The sequence below is a fragment of the Variovorax atrisoli genome (assembly GCF_014195185.1).
In the GTDB taxonomy this organism is placed as follows: Bacteria; Pseudomonadota; Gammaproteobacteria; order Burkholderiales; family Burkholderiaceae_C; genus Variovorax; species Variovorax atrisoli.
This window is the reverse complement of record NZ_JACIBG010000007.1, coordinates 94,517-111,891: the sequence shown is the minus strand read 5'-3', so window position 1 is coordinate 111,891 and position 17,375 is coordinate 94,517. Positions and strand designations below refer to the sequence as shown.

At 64.2% G+C, this 17,375-nt stretch carries 16 protein-coding genes; 9 read left to right on the top strand and 7 right to left on the bottom strand.

Annotated elements, in window-relative coordinates; genetic code table 11:
* Window positions 1-2: 2 nt before the first annotated feature.
* Both FHY06_RS23580 and FHY06_RS23575 read right to left on the bottom strand, forming a co-directional pair.
* On the bottom strand, window positions 3-998 hold the full coding sequence (locus tag FHY06_RS23580) for a Bug family tripartite tricarboxylate transporter substrate binding protein (protein WP_184606472.1): 996 nt from the start codon (window positions 996-998) through the stop codon (window positions 3-5).
* Between the two features lie 609 nt (window positions 999-1,607).
* Window positions 1,608-2,141 (bottom strand): TetR/AcrR family transcriptional regulator, encoded by a 534-nt coding sequence (locus FHY06_RS23575; RefSeq protein WP_221404372.1) that lies wholly within the window; start codon window positions 2,139-2,141, stop codon window positions 1,608-1,610.
* Between the two features lie 126 nt (window positions 2,142-2,267).
* Between FHY06_RS23575 and bdcA the strand changes: the two genes are divergently transcribed.
* The gene (gene bdcA, locus FHY06_RS23570; RefSeq protein WP_221404371.1) at window positions 2,268-2,987 is read left to right on the top strand and encodes an SDR family oxidoreductase; all 720 of its coding nucleotides are present in this window, start codon (window positions 2,268-2,270) and stop codon (window positions 2,985-2,987) included.
* 5 nt (window positions 2,988-2,992) lie between these two features.
* On the opposite strand, the gene FHY06_RS23565 is transcribed toward bdcA, so the two are convergent.
* Both FHY06_RS23565 and FHY06_RS23560 read right to left on the bottom strand, forming a co-directional pair.
* Complete coding sequence (locus tag FHY06_RS23565; RefSeq protein WP_184606469.1) at window positions 2,993-3,970, bottom strand: Bug family tripartite tricarboxylate transporter substrate binding protein; 978 nt, start codon at window positions 3,968-3,970, stop codon at window positions 2,993-2,995.
* The gene (locus tag FHY06_RS23560) at window positions 3,967-4,956 is read right to left on the bottom strand and encodes an amidohydrolase family protein (RefSeq protein WP_184606468.1); all 990 of its coding nucleotides are present in this window, start codon (window positions 4,954-4,956) and stop codon (window positions 3,967-3,969) included. Before FHY06_RS23560 ends, FHY06_RS23565 begins: the two co-directional genes overlap by 4 nt.
* A 93-nt stretch (window positions 4,957-5,049) precedes the next feature.
* Here FHY06_RS23560 and FHY06_RS23555 point away from each other — a divergent pair, with 93 nt between their 5' ends.
* The gene (locus FHY06_RS23555; RefSeq protein ID WP_184606467.1) at window positions 5,050-5,955 is read left to right on the top strand and encodes a LysR family transcriptional regulator; all 906 of its coding nucleotides are present in this window, start codon (window positions 5,050-5,052) and stop codon (window positions 5,953-5,955) included.
* Window positions 5,956-6,224: 269 nt separating this feature from the next.
* On the opposite strand, the gene FHY06_RS23550 is transcribed toward FHY06_RS23555, so the two are convergent.
* Window positions 6,225-7,094 (bottom strand): AraC family transcriptional regulator, encoded by an 870-nt coding sequence (locus FHY06_RS23550; RefSeq protein WP_260310620.1) that lies wholly within the window; start codon window positions 7,092-7,094, stop codon window positions 6,225-6,227.
* Window positions 7,095-7,288: 194 nt separating this feature from the next.
* Between FHY06_RS23550 and FHY06_RS23545 the strand changes: the two genes are divergently transcribed.
* Genes FHY06_RS23545 through moaA form a run of 4 tightly spaced genes read left to right on the top strand, consistent with a single transcriptional unit; the run spans window position 7,289 to window position 12,142 of the window.
* Entirely contained in the window at window positions 7,289-9,415 is a 2,127-nt protein-coding gene (locus tag FHY06_RS23545) for a molybdopterin-containing oxidoreductase family protein (RefSeq protein WP_184606466.1), read from the top strand.
* Window positions 9,416-9,453: 38 nt separating this feature from the next.
* Window positions 9,454-9,759 (top strand): ferredoxin family protein, encoded by a 306-nt coding sequence (locus FHY06_RS23540; protein WP_019657184.1) that lies wholly within the window; start codon window positions 9,454-9,456, stop codon window positions 9,757-9,759.
* Between the two features lie 26 nt (window positions 9,760-9,785).
* Window positions 9,786-11,111 carry an FAD-dependent oxidoreductase gene (locus tag FHY06_RS23535; RefSeq protein WP_311733722.1) on the top strand — a complete coding sequence of 442 codons (1,326 nt, stop codon included), beginning with the start codon at window positions 9,786-9,788 and terminating at the stop codon, window positions 11,109-11,111.
* On the top strand, window positions 11,105-12,142 hold the full coding sequence (moaA, locus tag FHY06_RS23530) for a GTP 3',8-cyclase MoaA (protein WP_221404370.1): 1,038 nt from the start codon (window positions 11,105-11,107) through the stop codon (window positions 12,140-12,142). Before FHY06_RS23535 ends, moaA begins: the two co-directional genes overlap by 7 nt.
* Window positions 12,143-12,199: 57 nt before the next feature.
* On the opposite strand, the gene gstA is transcribed toward moaA, so the two are convergent.
* Window positions 12,200-12,829: a glutathione transferase GstA gene (gene gstA, locus FHY06_RS23525; RefSeq protein WP_126185645.1), complete on the bottom strand. Its 630-nt coding sequence runs from the start codon at window positions 12,827-12,829 to the stop codon at window positions 12,200-12,202.
* A 139-nt stretch (window positions 12,830-12,968) separates the two neighbouring features.
* Here gstA and FHY06_RS23520 point away from each other — a divergent pair, with 139 nt between their 5' ends.
* Window positions 12,969-13,292: a winged helix-turn-helix transcriptional regulator gene (locus FHY06_RS23520; RefSeq protein WP_019657187.1), complete on the top strand. Its 324-nt coding sequence runs from the start codon at window positions 12,969-12,971 to the stop codon at window positions 13,290-13,292.
* A gap of 289 nt (window positions 13,293-13,581) precedes the next feature.
* Here FHY06_RS23520 and FHY06_RS23515 read toward each other — a convergent pair whose 3' ends face one another.
* Entirely contained in the window at window positions 13,582-14,811 is a 1,230-nt protein-coding gene (locus FHY06_RS23515; protein ID WP_184606464.1) for an MFS transporter, read from the bottom strand.
* A gap of 119 nt (window positions 14,812-14,930) precedes the next feature.
* Between FHY06_RS23515 and FHY06_RS23510 the strand changes: the two genes are divergently transcribed.
* Window positions 14,931-15,869 (top strand): LysR family transcriptional regulator, encoded by a 939-nt coding sequence (locus FHY06_RS23510; protein ID WP_184606463.1) that lies wholly within the window; start codon window positions 14,931-14,933, stop codon window positions 15,867-15,869.
* Window positions 15,870-16,247: 378 nt separating this feature from the next.
* Window positions 16,248-17,369, top strand: coding sequence for an ABC transporter substrate-binding protein (locus tag FHY06_RS23505; RefSeq protein WP_260310617.1), 1,122 nt, complete (start codon window positions 16,248-16,250; stop codon window positions 17,367-17,369).
* Window positions 17,370-17,375: the final 6 nt, after the last annotated feature.

Below are 17,375 nucleotides of genomic sequence, written 5' to 3'. Positions count from 1 at the left end.
ACTCACTCCAGCTTGATCTTTGCCGCCTCGATGACGGTGCGCCAGACCGTCGCTTCGCGCGCGAGCTGGGCCGCGAAGTCCGCCGGGCTGTTGCCGACCGTGGTCGTCCCGAGCTTGGCCAGCTGCTCGATGACCGCCGGCTGGCGCAGCGCTCCCTGGATCGCCGCGGCCAGCTTTTTGATGATCGTCGGATCGGTTTTCGCCGGTGCGGAAAGGCCCCACCAGTTGCCCACCTTGAGGTCCGGCATACCGAGCTCGGTCACGGAAGGCGTGTCGGGCAGTGGCGCCAAACGCGTCGGGCCCATGATGGCCAACGCGCGCAGGCGACCGTTGAGCACGTAGCCAGACGTGGAGTCGGCCGTCACGAACATGGCCTGGATGTCGCCGGCCACCACTCCCTGTACGGCGGGCGAGGCGCCGCGATACGGCACATGCGTCAGCGGTGCGCCGGTGCGGGAGGAGAAGAGTACGCCCCCCAGGTGCGGTGCCGTCCCCGGACCTGGCGAGCCGAAGTTCACCTTGTCAGGATTCTGCTTCGCGTACGCAGTGAATTCCGCGAATGTCTTGACGGGCAGCGCGGGGTTGACCATGACAACCAGGGGTGAGTTGACGACCATCGTGATGGGCGCGAGGTCCTTCAGGGGGTCGAAACTCATCCTGAAGAGGAATTGGTTCATCACGTAGTTGTTTGTCGCTCCCAGCAGCAGCGTATAGCCGTCGGCGGGAGCACGCGCCACTTCGGTCGCACCGATGTTCCCCGATGCGCCGGACTTGTTGTCGACGTAGAAGGTGGTGCCCAAGGCTTTCTCGAGATAGGGCTGAATCGTCCGGAACGCCACGTCGCCGGAGCCACCCGCGCTGTACGGGACCACGACCCGAATAGGTTTGTCGGTCGGCCAGCCCGCCGCGGCGGCGGATGTGGTCAGCACCGCGAGGCCTGCCAGTGATATCGCCGCGGCGCGGCAGGTGAAAATCTTGGTGAGAAGCTGTTTGTTCATGTCGGACCTCATTCGTCGCGCCCCGTGGGAACCGCCGCCGCGGGGTGATGCTGCGCCAGGACCTCGTGCCACCGGCGCCAGGCGCGTACGTTCCTGGTTGCGGCGGTATCGGCAGCTAGCTCCACGGATACATGGGAGACTGTGGCGCTGGGCATGGCGCGATTAGAGGCGAGGCCCCGCGTCACAACAAACGGGAAATATTCATCGACTTAGAAGTCGGCCTTCTGAATTCGTTGGCGGCGAAGGCGGATGCGAGTGCCAGCGTGCCTGGAATGAGGCATGGGCATGGATTGCGGAACAGTCGTTGCCTCGTCCTCTATGCCTTTCAGGATCACATGCCGCGGAATTGGCAGACGCGGCTCGTTCTCGAAAGTCAGAAGCCGTTTGTCCAACGGATGCAGGCCCGATGGCGCAGCGAACCTGCGCACCCGTGCTCTCACTGCAAGGTGAATCGACGCAACGCGCTCTGGAAATGTCTCGAGCTGGTCTACACCTGATGAAGATCGAGGTACGCATTCGCTGAGACGTTCGGGCCGAGCTTTTTCGAGCGTCGGAGGCAGGCATCGCCGGTCAACGAAGACGCATGGACGGCTGCTGCCGTGCACCCGGTCATTCAGGCGGGATGCAATGTGCAAGCGCCGTCGCTGCGATGCGTGCGGTGGCCAGCAGGCGATCCAACGACTGACCATGGCGAGCGCTCGCGGACATGCCGGCCATGGTGGTGGAAACGAAGTCCGCGAGCCTGTCCGCGTCCCGCGGATTGCGCTCGGCGATGAAATCGCGGATCGCCTCTTGCGCCGCGACGTGGAAGACGCAAGCTGCCGCTCGTGCATCCGGATCGTTGCTGCGTGTCCCCTCCAGCACCAGGCAACCCGAAGTTGCAGGGTTGCCGGCGTAAGCCTTGGCAGCCTCTACCAACAATTCCGCCAGCGACTCCGCCAACGGCCTGTCCGGCCGGAGGATCCTTTGCAGCGGGATGGCCCCCGTCTCGGCATAGTGGTCCAGGATGCGCGCATACAACCCCGCCTTGCTTCCATAGGCCGCGTAGAAACTGGGCGGATTGATGCCGAGTGCCGTGGTGATGTCCACCACGCTCAACGCGTCGTAGCCCTTCGCATGGAACAGCTGTTGGGCAGTCGCCAATGCCTCCTCGGGGTCGAAGCGGCGCGGCCGACCCCTTGGGCGAGATTGTTTCGTAGTAACCATTACAAAAATCGTTGACAGGCCTGATGGTTGATTATGTAATCAAGATTACATTAATCACAAGGAATGACCATGTCAGTGTTCAAGGGCAAATCCGTTCTGGTGCTTGGCGGCAGCCGGGGAATCGGCGCCGCGATCGTTCGGCGCTTCGCGTCGGAAGGTGCCAGAGTCACCTTCACCTATTCGGGCTCGCCGGATGCAGCGAAGCTCGTGGCCGACGAAACGGGCGCGATCGCGTTTCAGACCGACAGCTCCGACCGTGACGCGGTGATCGCCCGGGTCCGCGACAGCGGGCCGCTCGATGTGCTGGTGGTGAATGCGGGCGTGGCCATCTTCGGCGATGCGCTGGAGCAGGACCCGGACGCCATCGACCGTCTGTTCCGGATCAACGTCCAGTCGCCTTACCACGCTGCGGTGGAGGCGGCGCGCAAGATGCCGCAGGGCAGTCGCATCATCGTGATCGGCTCGGTGAACGGCGACCGCATGCCGGTGCCGGGAATGGCTTCCTATGCGCTCAGCAAGTCTGCGCTGCAGGGCATGGCGCGGGGATTGGCTCGCGACTTCGGCCCTCGCGGCATCACGATCAATATCGTGCAGCCCGGCCCGATCGATACGGACGCGAACCCAGAAGACGGACCGATGAAGGACCTGATGCACAGCTTCATGGCCATCAAGCGCCATGGACGTCCGGAGGAGGTGGCAGGTATGGTGGCCTGGCTGGCCGGTCCGGAGGCCGGCTTTGTCACCGGAGCGATGCACACGATCGATGGCGCGTTCGGAGCTTGACCTCGTCAATTGAGTCTGATGCCGGACGCCTCGACCACCTCCTTCCATTTGCGGTTTTCCGAAGCGATGAAGTCCCGCGCTTCCTTCGGACCGGCTGCGAACGGTTCGATATCCAGGTCCTTCAAGCGCTGTTTCATCTCTTCCGCTCGAACCGCGCCGATAGCCGCCCGGTAGAGCTGGTCGATCACGGCAGGAGGCGTCGCACGAGGCGCCACGAGGCCGAACCAGACCGGAATTTCCAGATTCGCGATACCCGCTTCCGCGAGCGTGGGGACTTCCGGAAAAAGCGCGCTGCGCTTTCGCCCTGTCACGGCCAGGGGCCGCAATGCCCCCGATTGCACATGAGGCAACGCTGTCGTGGTGTTGTCGAACATCGCGCTCACTCGGCCACCCAGCAGGTCCGAGTATGCGGGGGCGGTGCCGCGGTACGGCACATGCAGCCACTCCGTCCCTGTCCGCTGCTTGAAGATCTCTCCAGCGAGATGCAGCGGGCTGCCTGCGCCGGCTGATGCGTAGGTGTATGTGCCGGGCGCGGCTTTGAGCAATTCGACGAAGTCCGCCAAATTGCGTGCCGGGACTTTTGAGTTGACGACCAGTACGAGCGACGAAAGGCCGAGAATGGTGATCGGCTCGAAGTCTCGCATCGGCTGGTATCGCAATGATGGATAGATGCTCGAGTTGATGGCCAGAGACGCGGTGTTGCCCAGCAGCAGGGTGTAGCCGTCCGGAGTTGCACTGGCGACCATCTGGGCGCCCACCGACCCGGCCGCACCGCCGGAACGGTTGTCGACAACCAGGGTTCCGTGCAGCAGTGGCCCCATCGCCTGAGCGAGCGATCGTGCAATCAGGTCGTTGGCCCCTCCAGGCGGGAAGGGGACCACGATGGTGATTGGCTTGTCGGGATATTTCGCCGCCGCAGCCGCGCCGTGCAGGCCGGCCGCAAGCGGCGACGTTGCAAGGGCGAGGAAGTGACGTCTTCTCACGCCTTCACCTTTGCAGGCTCGATGCGCAGGAGGCGGGCGGCGTTCGACCAGCCGATTTTTCCCCGCGTGGCGTCGGACAGCTCGAGCTTCTCGAAGAAAGCTGCGCCTGCCCGGTTGGACTCATACGGCCAGTCCACCGAGAACATGATGTTGTCCTCACCCATGATGTCCACGGCGCAACGAAACGCAGGGGCCGAGAACGCACCACTTGTCGTGATGTAGAGATTCTCGCGGAAGCAGTCGCGAGGCGATCTCTTGAGCCCTCGCCTGGAAGCTACGTAGGGCGTGTGATCGACCATGCGATCGAATCCGAACGGCAGCCCTTCGCCGAGATGACCCAGAATGATCTTCAGTCGAGGAAAGGCGTCGAAAACGCCTGCAAAAACCAGCCGAAGAAAGTGCATGCTGGCGTCCATCGCGAATCCCCATGCTGGTCGCGCCAGATCTTCGTAGCCGTTGAAGTAGCTTCCCATCAGGCCTGGATGCGGTGCACCCGGATGAATGTAGATGGGCACATCCTTGGACTGGGCCAGCTCGAACAGCGGCCAGAACTTCCTGTCGTCGAGAAAGAGGCCGCCGGTATGCCCGCTGATCAGCGCGCCCACAAAGCCGCGGCCCAGGTTTCGCTCGAACTCGGACTGGCTCGAACCCACATCCGAGGTCGGAAGCGCCGCGAAAGCACGGAACCGGTCAGGATGCTCGGCCACTGCGCGAGCCATGCGATCGTTCGCGTCGATTGCGATCTCCAAAGCGAGCGGACCAGAAAAAGCCTGCGTGCCTGGCGTCGTCAGCGACAAGACCTGCAACGAGATACCGCTGCGGTCCATTGCGGCAAGTCTGCTCTCGCCGACATCAAGCAACTCCTTTTCGATGTCGTGACCGATGTGAGCACTTCGGTCCCGGTACCACTTCTGCCTTGTTTCGTCGTACGTGTTCGTCTTGTGCAAGGGCGTTGTGATGTGTTCTTCAAGAGCGATTAGCGGCATGGTGGTTTGCAATGAACTGGGGAAAGACCGATTACGCCCCGGCCCCATGCATGCGTAAAGTTCAAAACTTCGATATCGCTATTGATGAAATTCATGAATCGGGTCAAGCTTCGCCAGCTCGAGGTCTTTGTCGGCATCTTTCAACGAAAGAAGATCGCGGCTGCGGCTGCCAGCCTCGGTATGACGCAATCCGCCGCCAGCATTGCATTGCGCGAGCTGGAACATTCGATCGGTGCCGCACTGTTCGATCGCACAACGCGCTCGATGCTGCCGACGAAGGCCGCACTGGACCTGTTGCCCATTGCCGAGCGAATGCTGCGTGATGCGAGGCTGGCCGTGGGCATGTTCCGCAGCGGATCCAACCCCGCTGCGCGGCTTGGCATCGCAGTCACCCCGACCATCGCCCAGACGTTGCTGCCCGGGCTGCTCCAAGAGTTCCTTCGGCACCATCCGGATGTGGAGGTCGACATCCTTGACGTTCCGCCGTCTCGCTTCGTGATGACGATGGTCTCGGGACAGGCCGACCTTGGGCTTGGCTACGTTGGAGCCGAAGAGAAGGACCTGCGCCAGCACCGGCTGCTGAGCGACCAGCTTTGCCTCGTGTCACGCAGAGTTCCTGGAACCGCTGCGGGTCCGTCGCCGACCTGGAAATCCATCCAGAACCTTCCACTGGTGCTGATCCAACCGGGCTATGGCATACGCGCGCTGATCGATGACACGGCCCGCGAAGCCGGCATCTCACTGAAGATCTCGCATGAGGTCAGCCTGCTGACCACAGCGCTGGCGATGGCGCGCATCGGATTGGCGCACACCATCGCCCCTTCGCAGATTGCAGGCATGGGTATGTTTCCAGACCTGGACGCGCGCCGGATCGGCGCACCGATCGTCAGGCGGGACATGTCGGCGGTTTTTGCAGTGGACCGATCGCCCACACCTGTGGCACTCAAGTTCTTGAGCCACTGCCGCGAGACCTTGAAGCGCGCGCCACTCAATGACTAACGAGCCCTCGGCCGTCGATGCAGTTTCTGATGCCGCAATGTCCCGTGAGAGATGTGAGCCGAGACATTCTTCGAAAGCAATTGAGGATAAGACGGTTGCTTGTGGGGCTTCCAGGAATTGAGGAGGCGGTGGGTCGAGTCCGCACCCAAGCCCAGGGAGCGGGGCAGGGGCTACGCTTCGCCTTGTCCACCGTCAAGCAGTTGCTTCCATTTCGGGATTGCGAAAGAGATGCAAGTCAGTCTCGGGCCATCTCTGCGCGCGCTGCGCGTTCAGGAGCGGGCCCTGAACTGGCTGGGCGACAAGCCGGTCGAATGACGGAAGGCCTTGGAAAAGTTGGCCAGAGACGAGAAGCCCGCCGAAAACGCGATCTCCTCGATCGAGCAGCTTTCGTCGCGCAGACGGCGCTTCGCCATCACGAGCCGCCGCTCGGCTACGAAGGCATGTGGCGCCCGCCCCGTTGCCGCACTGAAGCTGCGCGTGAAGTGGCCCACGCTCATGCAGGCAATGCCTGCGAGATCGAGCACGGTGATGTCCTGGTCGAGATTTCCGTCAATGAAGTCGACCACACGCGACAGACGCCGGCTGTCCAACGGCTTGGCCGTCCTGTCCGCTGGCGGCCGGATCAGCCCCAGCTCCGAATAGTTCTTCAAAAGGTGGGCGCTGAGCGCCACCGAGAGACTCTCGACGAACAGCCGCCCTACGCCCGTCTCGTTGGACAGTTCACCCACGATTTGGTCCGCGATCATGCTCACGAAGGGATCGTGGTCGATCGCCTGGTAGCGCAGGCCGGCGCGCGCCGGATCGATGTCGAACTCACGCTGAACCATATCGGAGAACGGCCGGCCGGGCAGGAACAAATGCAAGCAATCGCCTATGGGCTCAGCCACGTTGATGTACTCCTCCTCGACACCTGCGGGGCAAAGCCAAATGGTGCCGCGATGGCCATGGGTGTGCTCGCGCCGGCCACCGCCCGCACGATCGACAAGTGACCGGCCGCTCAACTGGATGGCTACCTCGGTGTCGCGTGGCACCAGTCTCGGAAGCTCGCCTGCTGAATGACTCCAGCGCTCAGCCAGTATGTTCGACCAGCCCTGCGCGTTGGAGGTCTGGCGCATCGTGCTGTTGACGTACTTGTCCAACGAATGCGCGAACATGGTGCGAGGCCGGCTCAAGAGGTTGATTGCAGGTGGCAGGCGCAAGAAACGTGCCGAATCATCATTCGCACACCAGGAAAAGTAAAGGTCGCAATCGGATAAGGCGCCACGGCCCCTTGCTCGCCAGACTTGCTGCGTAACGCCAATCGCATCAAAGCACCGGAGAGAAAGGACACGCTATGGCCCGACACGTTGTCGTGGGCGCCTGCCCCCACGATTGCCCCGATACCTGCTCGATCCTGACCACTGTCGAAGATGGCAAGGCTATCGCGGTGCGCGGCAATCCGGATCACCCTTTCACGCGAGGGCGCCTCTGTGTGAAGGTCAACAACTACCAGGACCGGACCTACAGCGAACAGCGATTGCTCTACCCAATGCGCCGCAGCGGCCCCAAGGGCAGCGGCAAGTTCGAGCGCATCTCGTGGGACGAGGCGCTGGCCGAAATCGCCAGCCGCTGGAAGGCGCTCATCGCCACGGATGGCCCGCAGTCCATCCTGCCCTACAGCTACCTCGGAACCCAGGGCATCCTCAACGGCCTGAACGTGGGGGACCCCCTTTTCAACAAGCTGGGCGCCACGGTGTGCGAGCGCACCTTCTGCGACTCGGGCTCGTGCACCGCCTACATGATGACCATCGGCCACACGCCAGGCGCGGACCCCGAGAGTTTCGTGCACTCGAAGTACATCGTGCTGTGGGCCTGCAATACGCTGAGCACGAACTCGCATCACTGGCCGTTCATCGAGCAGGCGCGCAAGAACGGCGCCAAGCTGGTGGTGATCGATCCTGTGCGCACGCGCACCGCGCGGCTGGCGGATTGGCACATTCCCATCCGTCCGGGCACTGACGGCGCACTGGCCCTGGCGATGGCGCACATCCTCATCAAGGAAAACCTGATCGATCGCGACTACATCGAGCGGCACACGCTGGGTTTCGATGAACTCGCCGCGCGCGTGGAGACGTACACGCCGGAATTCGCCGCGGAGCAAACCGGCATTCCCGTGGAGGACATCCTCAAGCTGACCCGCGAATACGCCGCGACGCCCCCCGCGGTCGTGCGCATCGGCGTCGCGGTGGAGCGCCATGCAGGCGGCGGACAGACGGTGCGCGCCATCGCCTGCCTGCCCGCGCTGATCGGCGCCTGGAAGCATGTGGGCGGCGGCTTGCTGCAACTGCCGATCTGGGCCTTTCCGGTGAATTGGCCGGGGCTGATGCGCCCGGATCTCCAGCCCGAATCGATGCGGGTGATCAACTCCTGGCGCCTGGGCCCGGCGCTCACGGGCGACATGCCGCTCGACCCGCCGATCCGCTCGCTGTTCGTCTACAACGCCAATCCCATGGCCATGGTCAGCGACCAGGAAAGGATAGAACGGGGTCTCGCGCGCGACGACCTCTTCACCGTGGTCAGCGAGCACTTCATGACCGATACCGCGCGCTACGCGGACATCCTGCTGCCGGCCACGACGCAACTCGAGCAGAAGGACATCATGTTCTCCTGGGGCCATCTCTATCTCTCGTACAACAACCAGGCCATCGAGCCGCTGGGCGAGGCGGTGTCCAACACCGAGCTCTTCAGGCGCCTGGCCAGGGCGTTGGGCATCGATGACCCGTTCTTCTTCCGGTCGGACGATGAGATGATCGAAGCCTCCATGGACTGGAGCAGCCCGGTTCTCGAGGGCATCACCCTGGAGGAGCTGAAGCGCAAGGGCTTCATGCGCCTGAACATGCCTGCATCCGACGACTGGGCGCCGCACCGTGAAGGCAACTTCCCGACGCCCTCGGGCAAGTGCGAATTCAAGTCGTCGATAGCAGCGGGCGGAAACTTCGTGGCGCCGCTCTTCAGGCAGGGGTTCGGCGGCCAGCAGTCGGGTGAGCCGGTGGACCCGCTGCCGCACTACATCGCGCCGAACGAAAGCCCGGCAACCGCTGCCGCCCTGGCGCAGCGCTATCCCCTGAGCCTGATCTCGCCCAAGAGCCACGCCTTCCTCAATTCCAACTACGGCAACCTGCCGGCCCAGCGCGCGCAGGCGGGCGAGGAACAGATGGTGGTGCTGCATCCAGACGACGCGAGTGCACGCGGCATCACCGCCGGCACGCCGATCCGGGTCTTCAATGATCGGGGCACCTTCGAGGCCAAGGCCACGGTCTCGGCGGACGTCTCGCCGGGGCTCGTGATGGCGCCCTCGGGTTACTGGCACCGCTCGAACCGCGCCGGCCCTACGGTGCACGCGCTCACGCCCCTGGCCTTCGCCGACCTGGGCAGCGCGCCGACCTTCTCCGACGCGCTGGTGCAGGTTGTCGCGCTCTGAGCAGGCGCCTCCTTCCCATCTTTTGTTCTTTCACGCAAATGGCCTACGTTGTCACCGACCTCTGCACCGGGTGCCGCTACACGGAATGCGTCACCGTCTGCCCTGTCACCTGCTTCCACATGGATGAGCGGATGACCTACATCGATCCGGAGAACTGCATCGACTGCGGCGGCTGTGCCACCGCATGTCCGGTGGGCGCCATCCAGGCCTCATTCCTTCTTCCTGCCGACAAGGCGCCGTGGATCGAGATCAACAGGCTTCGCTCGGCCGAGACGCCAGTGATCGCCGAACGCCTGCCGCCGTTGCCCACTGCTGAAGCGCGACGAACGGAGTTGGGGCTATGAGTGATGCCGGCACCTCACCTTTCAGGGTGGCCATCGTGGGCGCGGGACCCAGCGGCTTCTACGCCGCAGAGCGCCTGCTGGGCTCGGCGCTGCCGATGCGCGTGGACCTGCTGGAGCGCCTGCCCGTGCCCTACGGCCTCGTGCGCTACGGCGTGGCCCCGGACCACCCCAAGCTCAAGCAGGTGACCGCCGTGTTCGACCGCATCGCGGCGATGCCCGGCTTTCGGTTCGTGGGCGGCCTCGAACTCGGCCCGGACGTGTCGGTCGACGATCTGCTGGCGAGCTACCACGCGGTCATCCTGGCCACGGGCGCACCGCTCGGCCGGCACATGGGCATTCCGGGTGAAGACCTGCCTGGCAGCCACCTGGCCAGCGATTTCGTCGGTTGGTACAACGGACATCCGGACCAGAAGAACCGGCACTTCGACCTGTCCGGGGAGCGCGCGGTGATCGTCGGCCAGGGCAACGTCTCGCTCGACATCGCGCGCATCCTGCTCAAGAGCGTGGACGAACTGCGCCGCACCGATATCGCGGCGCACGCGCTCGACGCCCTGGCTCACAGCCGAGTTCGCGAAGTGCACATCGTCGGGCGCCGTGGACCTGCCGATATCCGCTTCTCGCCCAAGGAGCTGCATGAGATCGCCCAGCTTCCTTCATGCGAGGCGCTGGTGGACGTCGCCGACATCCGCACCGAAAGCTTTGCGCTGCCCGCCGGAACGGATGCGGAGAAGGCCGCGGCCATCGCGATGCTGGAACGCCTGGCATGCGTCGGCGCTGCCAGGGAACAAAACAAGCGCTGCGTGTTCCGCTTTCACCTGGAGCCGCAAGGCATCGAAGGCGCCGCTTCGGTCGAGCGTATTCGTTTCGGCAGGCCGAGCGGCTGGGCGGCGGAGCCGGAGTCCGTCGGCATCGAATGCGGACTGGTGTTCTCCAGCATCGGACGCCGGTCCTGCTCGCTCGAGGGCGTGCCCTACGACGATGGGCGGGGCACGCACGCCAATCTCCACGGCCGCGTCGTCGACGGCGGCAGGCTGGTGAGCGGTCTCTACGTATGCGGCTGGAGCAAGCGCGGGCCGCAAGGCACCATCGGCACCAACCGCGCCTGCAGCCACGAGACCGCCGCGGCGGTGCTGGCCGACCTGCCTGCCCTGGCGCATCGGACGCTGGCGGCCGAACATCCCCTCCTTGGCATCGGGCCCACGCACCGTGCCGGGAAATACATCGACTTCCAGGACTGGGTACGCATCAACGCCGCCGAGGTAGCGCGCGGCGCCAGGCTCGGCAAGCCCAGGGAGAAATTCGTGTCCCTCGAGCATCTTTACGCGGCGGCGCGCGAGGAGCTTCCATGCTGATGGAGCTGCGCCGGCCTGCGTTGGTGCCCTCCGTGGCGCCGCTGGCCGACAGTCTGGGGCGGCGGATCAGCTATCTGCGCCTGTCCGTGACCGACCGCTGCAACCTGCGCTGCGTCTACTGCATGTCGGAGGACATGCAATTTCATTCCAGCCCGGAGTTGCTCTCCATCGAGGAACTGGACCGGGTCGCGCGCCTGTTCATCGCGCGCGGCGTCAGAAAGCTGCGCATCACCGGCGGCGAACCCCTGGTGCGCAAGGGCGTCATCGAGCTGTTCCGTTCACTGTCCGGCTGCCTGAAGGACGGCTCCCTGAACGAGCTGACACTGACGACCAACGGCCTGCGGCTGGCGCACTTCGCGCAGGACCTCGCGGCGGCGGGCGTCCGGCGGGTGAACGTTTCGCTCGACACCCTGGATCCGCAGCGCTTCGCACAGATCACGCGCGGCGGCGCGCTGCAAAAGGTGCTGGACGGCATCGAGGCCGCACAGGACGCGGGCATTGCCGTCAAGCTCAATGCGGTCGCGCTGCGCGGCGTCACCGACCTGGAGATCCATGAGTTGATCGAATTCGCGCACGCTCGCGGCATGACCCTGACGCTGATCGAAACCATGCCCCTGGGCGAGACCGGCTGCGACCGCACGAAGCAGTTCCTGGGGCTGGATGCGCTTCGCCGCGAGATCGGCAGGCGCTGGACTCTGAGCGACGTGGCCGATCGCAGCGGCGGCCCCGCGCGCTACGCAAGGGTCGAGCAAACCGGCGGCCTCGTCGGCTTCATCACACCGCTCACCGCGCACTTCTGCGGCGACTGCAACCGCGTCCGTGTGACGGCTGACGGCACTCTCTATACCTGCCTCGGGCATGAGAACGGCGTCGATCTCGGAAAGCTGCTGCGCAACTCGATGAGCGAGGCGCGCCTGTATGAAGCCATCGGGCATGCCGTGGAGCAAAAGCCCAAGGGACACGACTTCTCGCTTCAAGGACGCGTCTTGCCGGTCAAGCTGATCCGCCATATGTCCGCGACTGGCGGGTAGGCATTGCCTCGTCGTTCCTGATCCCAAGGTTGCTGCATGCTCGGCATCCTGCGCAAGCTACTTCAGCCTTTCTGTGTCCAGCGCTTTGCGGACGGAAGGTCGTTCGCGCATGCGGACATACCAGGCTTCGAGGTTGCCAAGGCCGTCGAAATGGATGTCGGCCCTGTAGACGGATGCCAGCCACGGTGCCTGGCCCCATCCAGCGAGCGCGTACAGGTAGGCGTCGGCCACGGTGAACCTGTCTCCCATGAGGTAGTCGCGGCCAGCCAACTGTTCGTCAATCCAGCTGAAGCGTCTCTCCAGCTTCGGCTTGACGGCTTCCACGTATTTGCCGGCAAGCACCGGGTACAGGAGCGGAATGAAGCCCTTGTGGATTTCGGAAGTCAGGAAGCTCAGCCATTCTTGAAGGCGGTAGCGCTCGATGGTGCCGTTCATCGGTGCAAGGCCCGATTCGGGCTTCAAGTCGGCCAGGTATTGCACGATCGCAGGGCCTTCGCGCAGTGCCGTGCCGTCGTCGAGCTCCAGGAGTGGGACATAGCCGAACGGACTGATTTCGCGGAAGTCGCGGCCGTCCTCGGTCTTGTGAGTCTTGTAGTCCACTTTGACCAAGTTGGCTTCCAAGCCCAGTTCATTGAGGACGATATGGGGCGAAAGCGAGCAGGCCCCGGGTATGTAGTAAAGCTTCATGCAGGTTCATTCCAATGTGGGAGGCGTCGAAGCGCGCCGCCGGGCCATGCTATGGCGCAGGGATAAGATTGGAAGAAGGCAATAAAACTGCACGTAGGTTAAAAAAGTATACTGACGGCCCTTTTCTGGAAGACGTGCTATGAAAGCAAACGTGACGGGTTGCTCGGTGGAGGAAGCCATGCGCCTCCTGGGTGGCAGATGGCGGCTCCTTCTCGTGTCCTATCTCGTCGACGGGCCCAAGCGCTTCAGTGAGTTGCGGCGAGACGTCCCCGGTATTTCGCAGCGCTCTCTCACCCTTGACCTTCGCGCGCTCGAGGAGGCCGGCTTGGTCAAGCGCACCGTGCATCCCACCGCACCTGTGAGGGTCGAATATGCGCTGACTGCCGACGGTGAGCGCTTGAAGCCCGTCGTGAAGGTGATGATGGACTTCGGGCTTTGGCTGAAGCAAAAGGCGCAGGCTTGAGTTCATCGAAGCTCCGTTCGCCCTCTCCACTCCCGACAGCAGGATCTGTGACGAAGTGCGGCCCGGCGAGTGCGCCCCGTCGGCTCGAGGTATCGCGCCGATGTCATGGGAAGTGGCAGGCTGCTGCGGCCCGCAGCCACCTTCCCTCATGAACCTTCGGATGTGCCTTGAAAGCACCTTGATGCCTGTTGAAGTGGCCTGCGCCGTGGCGCGCACCTGACCCGCACCGAGGCGTCGCTGGGCAGTTGCCCGGAGCGCAGGGGTGCGCAACCGCAAGCACAGGCGCCCCTCAACCCTCGGATGCGCGCCGGCGCCCGGATGGAAATCCCCGGCTCCGGCCGCGCCATGCGATGAACCATCCGGCGAACGCCAGCGCGGTGAGCATCCAGGGAAACACGAAGCTGCCCACCGTCTCCAGCAGCACGCCGCCGAGGAGGCCGCTGCCCGCGAAAGACAGGTTGAAGACCGTGACCAGCATGGACTGGGCAACATCCGCGTCTTTGCCGGCCGCGTCGGCCAGGGCCGTCTGCAACAACGTCGGTGCTCCGCTGAAGCTCAGTCCCCAGAACACAACGCCGGCCAGCATTGCCGCAGCCGATGAGCCGCAGAGGCCGAACACGAGACCCGAGGCCGCAAACATGCAAAGGGAAGAAAGCAGCAGGGCGCGAGGGCATCGATCGATGAGCCATCCGACCACCCACAGGCCCGCCATGGTGCAAAGCCCGAAGATCAGCAGCACCGCATCGAGTCGGTCCGCCAGGCCGACGGAAGCGAGGAATGGCGCGATGTACGTGTAGAACAGGTAGTGCGCAAGAATCCAGAGCATCACGACGAGCAGCACGGGGCGCACGCCCGGGATGGCCGGGATCTGACGGAGGTTGGTGCGCTGTGTGGCGGCTCGACCCGGGAAATCGGGAACGGCGGTCAACACCCATCCCATCAGTACCAGCGCAATTCCCGCCATGCCGCCGAAGATCCAGCGCCAGCCGACCATGCGGCCGAGCCACGCGGCCAATGGCACGCCCAGCGACAACGCCAGCGGCACGCCGATCATCACCACCGCCAGCGCACGACCCTGCAACCGTGCCGGGACGAGCCGCCGCGCGTAGGTCGCCAGTTCGCTCCATGCCAAGCCGGTCGCCAGACCGACGAAAAATCGCACCACGAGCGTCAATCCGAAGTGGGACGAAAGGGCCGTGAAGGCGTTGCAGACGCAGAACGCGCCCAATGCGAACAGCAACACCTTGCGCCGCGGCCAACCCTGCGTGAGTGCCGTGAGCGGAATGGCCGCCAAACCGGCACCGAGCGCGCAGAGCGTGACGAATTGGCCCGCCCATCCCTCGGACACGGCCAGACCCTGAGCGATCTGGGGCAGCAGACCCGCCGGAACCGTCTCGTTGGCGGTCGCGAGGAAACTGGTCAAGCTCAATGCGAGCAATGCAGCCCACGGGAGCCTGTCTGATTGCTCCGGGATCGGGTGATCGAGCGCGACCGCTTGCGCGTCGGAAGGTGAAGTCATGTGCGGCATTTCCTTTTGTCATCGGGTCCCTCCAGGGGACGACAAAGGGGAGTCTGGCGACGTGCCTCATTCTTGAGAATTGATGGCAAACTTGAACCATCTTCAAACCTGCTCGAAAGATGGCGACGGATCATCTGGGTGATATGCGGCTCTTTGCCGAGGCAGCGTCCGCAGGCTCTCTCTCTGCGGCAGGACGCAAACTGGGCCTGTCGCCCGCGGCCGCCAGTGCCCGGCTGGCCAAGCTCGAAGCCACGTTGCAGGCGAAACTGTTCGAGCGCACTTCGCGTCATCTGCAACTCACGGACGAGGGACGCGTCTATCTCGCGCATTGCACGACAGCGCTGCAGATCATTGACGACGCGCAGGCCGAATTGCGAGCGGGCAGGGGGGCGGTTCAGGGAAAGCTGAGGATCTCCGCATCAACCGACTTCGGTCGCCAGCTCTTCGGCCGATGGCTCGATGCCTTCGTCGACGCGCATCCCGACGTCAGGGTCGCGCTGACACTGACAGACTCGCTCTCCAATCTCCATCAGGATGCGGTCGACATCGCGATCCGTTTCGGGCAGCCCGAGAACAGCGCCTTGATCGCACGGCGCCTGGGACCCAACTGCCGCGTGCTGTGCGCCTCGCCCGACTATCTGGCCCGCCATGGAACGCCGCACACGCCGGAGGACCTGGGGCAGCACCGCTTCATCGTGCTGGTCACGGCCAGCGGACCGCTCAACCAGTTCCACTTCGCCAAAGGCGACCGTTCCTGGCAGTACACCGTGCCGATGGCCGACGCATGGGAAAGCAATGACGGTGCGCTGGTGCGCGCATGGGCGCTGGCAGGACGCGGCATCGCGCGCAAGACGATCTGGGATGCGGCCGAAGATCTGCGCGCAGGCAGGCTTCGAATCCTGCTGCCGGACTACGTGGCACACGAAGCGGGTGTCTATGCCCTGCGGCACGGCACGCGGTACATGACGCCGCGTGTTCGAGCGTTCCTCGACTTTCTGGTCGTGCAGTTCGCCCGCGAGGCAGCCGCGCTGTCCGACGTGTTTCCGTTCCAAGAGTAGGCCCGCAGCATCGCAGCCGAGGGCTCGTTCGTCTCAGCGCTCGGACGGGAGGCATTTTTCAGCGGCGCGGTCGGAATTGTCCTGGCGGCCCGGCACGCAGCTCGCTGCCAGGTCTTTGAGCGTGACGTGTCTCTCTCTGGGGTGGCCGGCCACAAGGTTCCTTGTGGTTTTCTTGGCGCACCAACCAAGTGCCGCGTCGGCGCTGCATGCAAATCCACGCCTCTACGTGCTCGAGCGGGGTGCGAAATGCGCCAGAGCTGCGCGGGCAACACCCCAAAGAATGCTCTGATTATTCGATCATTTCCTTCTAAATATTGATCTGCAGTCGCGCATTCCAATCGATAACCTTCGTCGGAAGTTTTCCCTCAAGGCCACTCGATGAAGCACTCTCTTCGCACCCGTTGGAATCGCCTCGCGGCATTGGCGGCAGCCACCGCATTCGGCCTGCTGGCCCTGCAGGTGCAGGCTCAGCAGTCATCCGCCAAGCCCCTGAAGCCCGTCACCATCGCCCTGGGCACCCAGGTGGTGAACGTCACCTACCCATGGCTCACCCTGCCCATCGCGCTGGGCTACTGGAAGGACGAGGGCTACGACGTCAAGATCGTCACGACCGGCGGATCGCTGCAAGGCATCCAGCAGATGGTGGCCGGCGGCGTGGACTTCGCGCAGGTGAACTCCACAGGCCTGATCCAGGCCAACGCCGAGAACAACGTGGCGGTGCGCGGCCTCATGGGCACGGGCGTCATCGACTGGGGCGTGGGCGTGCCTCAGGACAGCAGCATCAAGACGGCGGCCGACCTCAAGGGCAAGAAGATCGGCATCTTCAGCCTGGGCACCGGCGGCATGCCGCTGCTCAAGGGCTACCTGCGCGCCAACGGGGTCGATCCGGACAAGGACGTGCAGATCATCGCCACCGGTGCCGGCGCACCGGCGCTCGAAGCCCTCAAGTCGGACCGCGTGCAGGCGTTGATGTTCTGGGGCTCGGCACTCACCGGCTTCCAGAACACGGGCACCAGGATGCGCGTGATCTTCGACCCCAGCTGGCGCGCGCTGCCGGACTTCACCTTCGCGACCATGCAGAAGACCATCGACGCCGACCCCGCAATGGTCGAGGCGATTTCGCGTGGGGCGGCCAAGGCCACGCTCTTTGCGCAGACCAATCCCGAATGCGCACGCAAGATCCATTGGAAGAACTTCCCCAGCACCAAGCCCACAGGGGCGGACGAGGCCACCCTGGCCAAGTGGGATCTGGCCCTGCTGCAGACGCAGCTGGACACCATGTCCGCCGCGCAGACGATGAACGGCGGCAAGCTGATCGGCTCGATGAGCCCGGCCGCCTACGGCCGCATGCAGGACCTGATGCTCAAGGACGGCCTGATCAAGCGCACGCTGCCGCCCGAATCCATGCTCTACCTCAAGCCGGGCTTCGTGGAAGCCATCAACCGCTTCGACCGCAACGCGGTCATCGATGCGGCCCGGTCCTGCAGCGTGGGCCTGTGAGCCGGC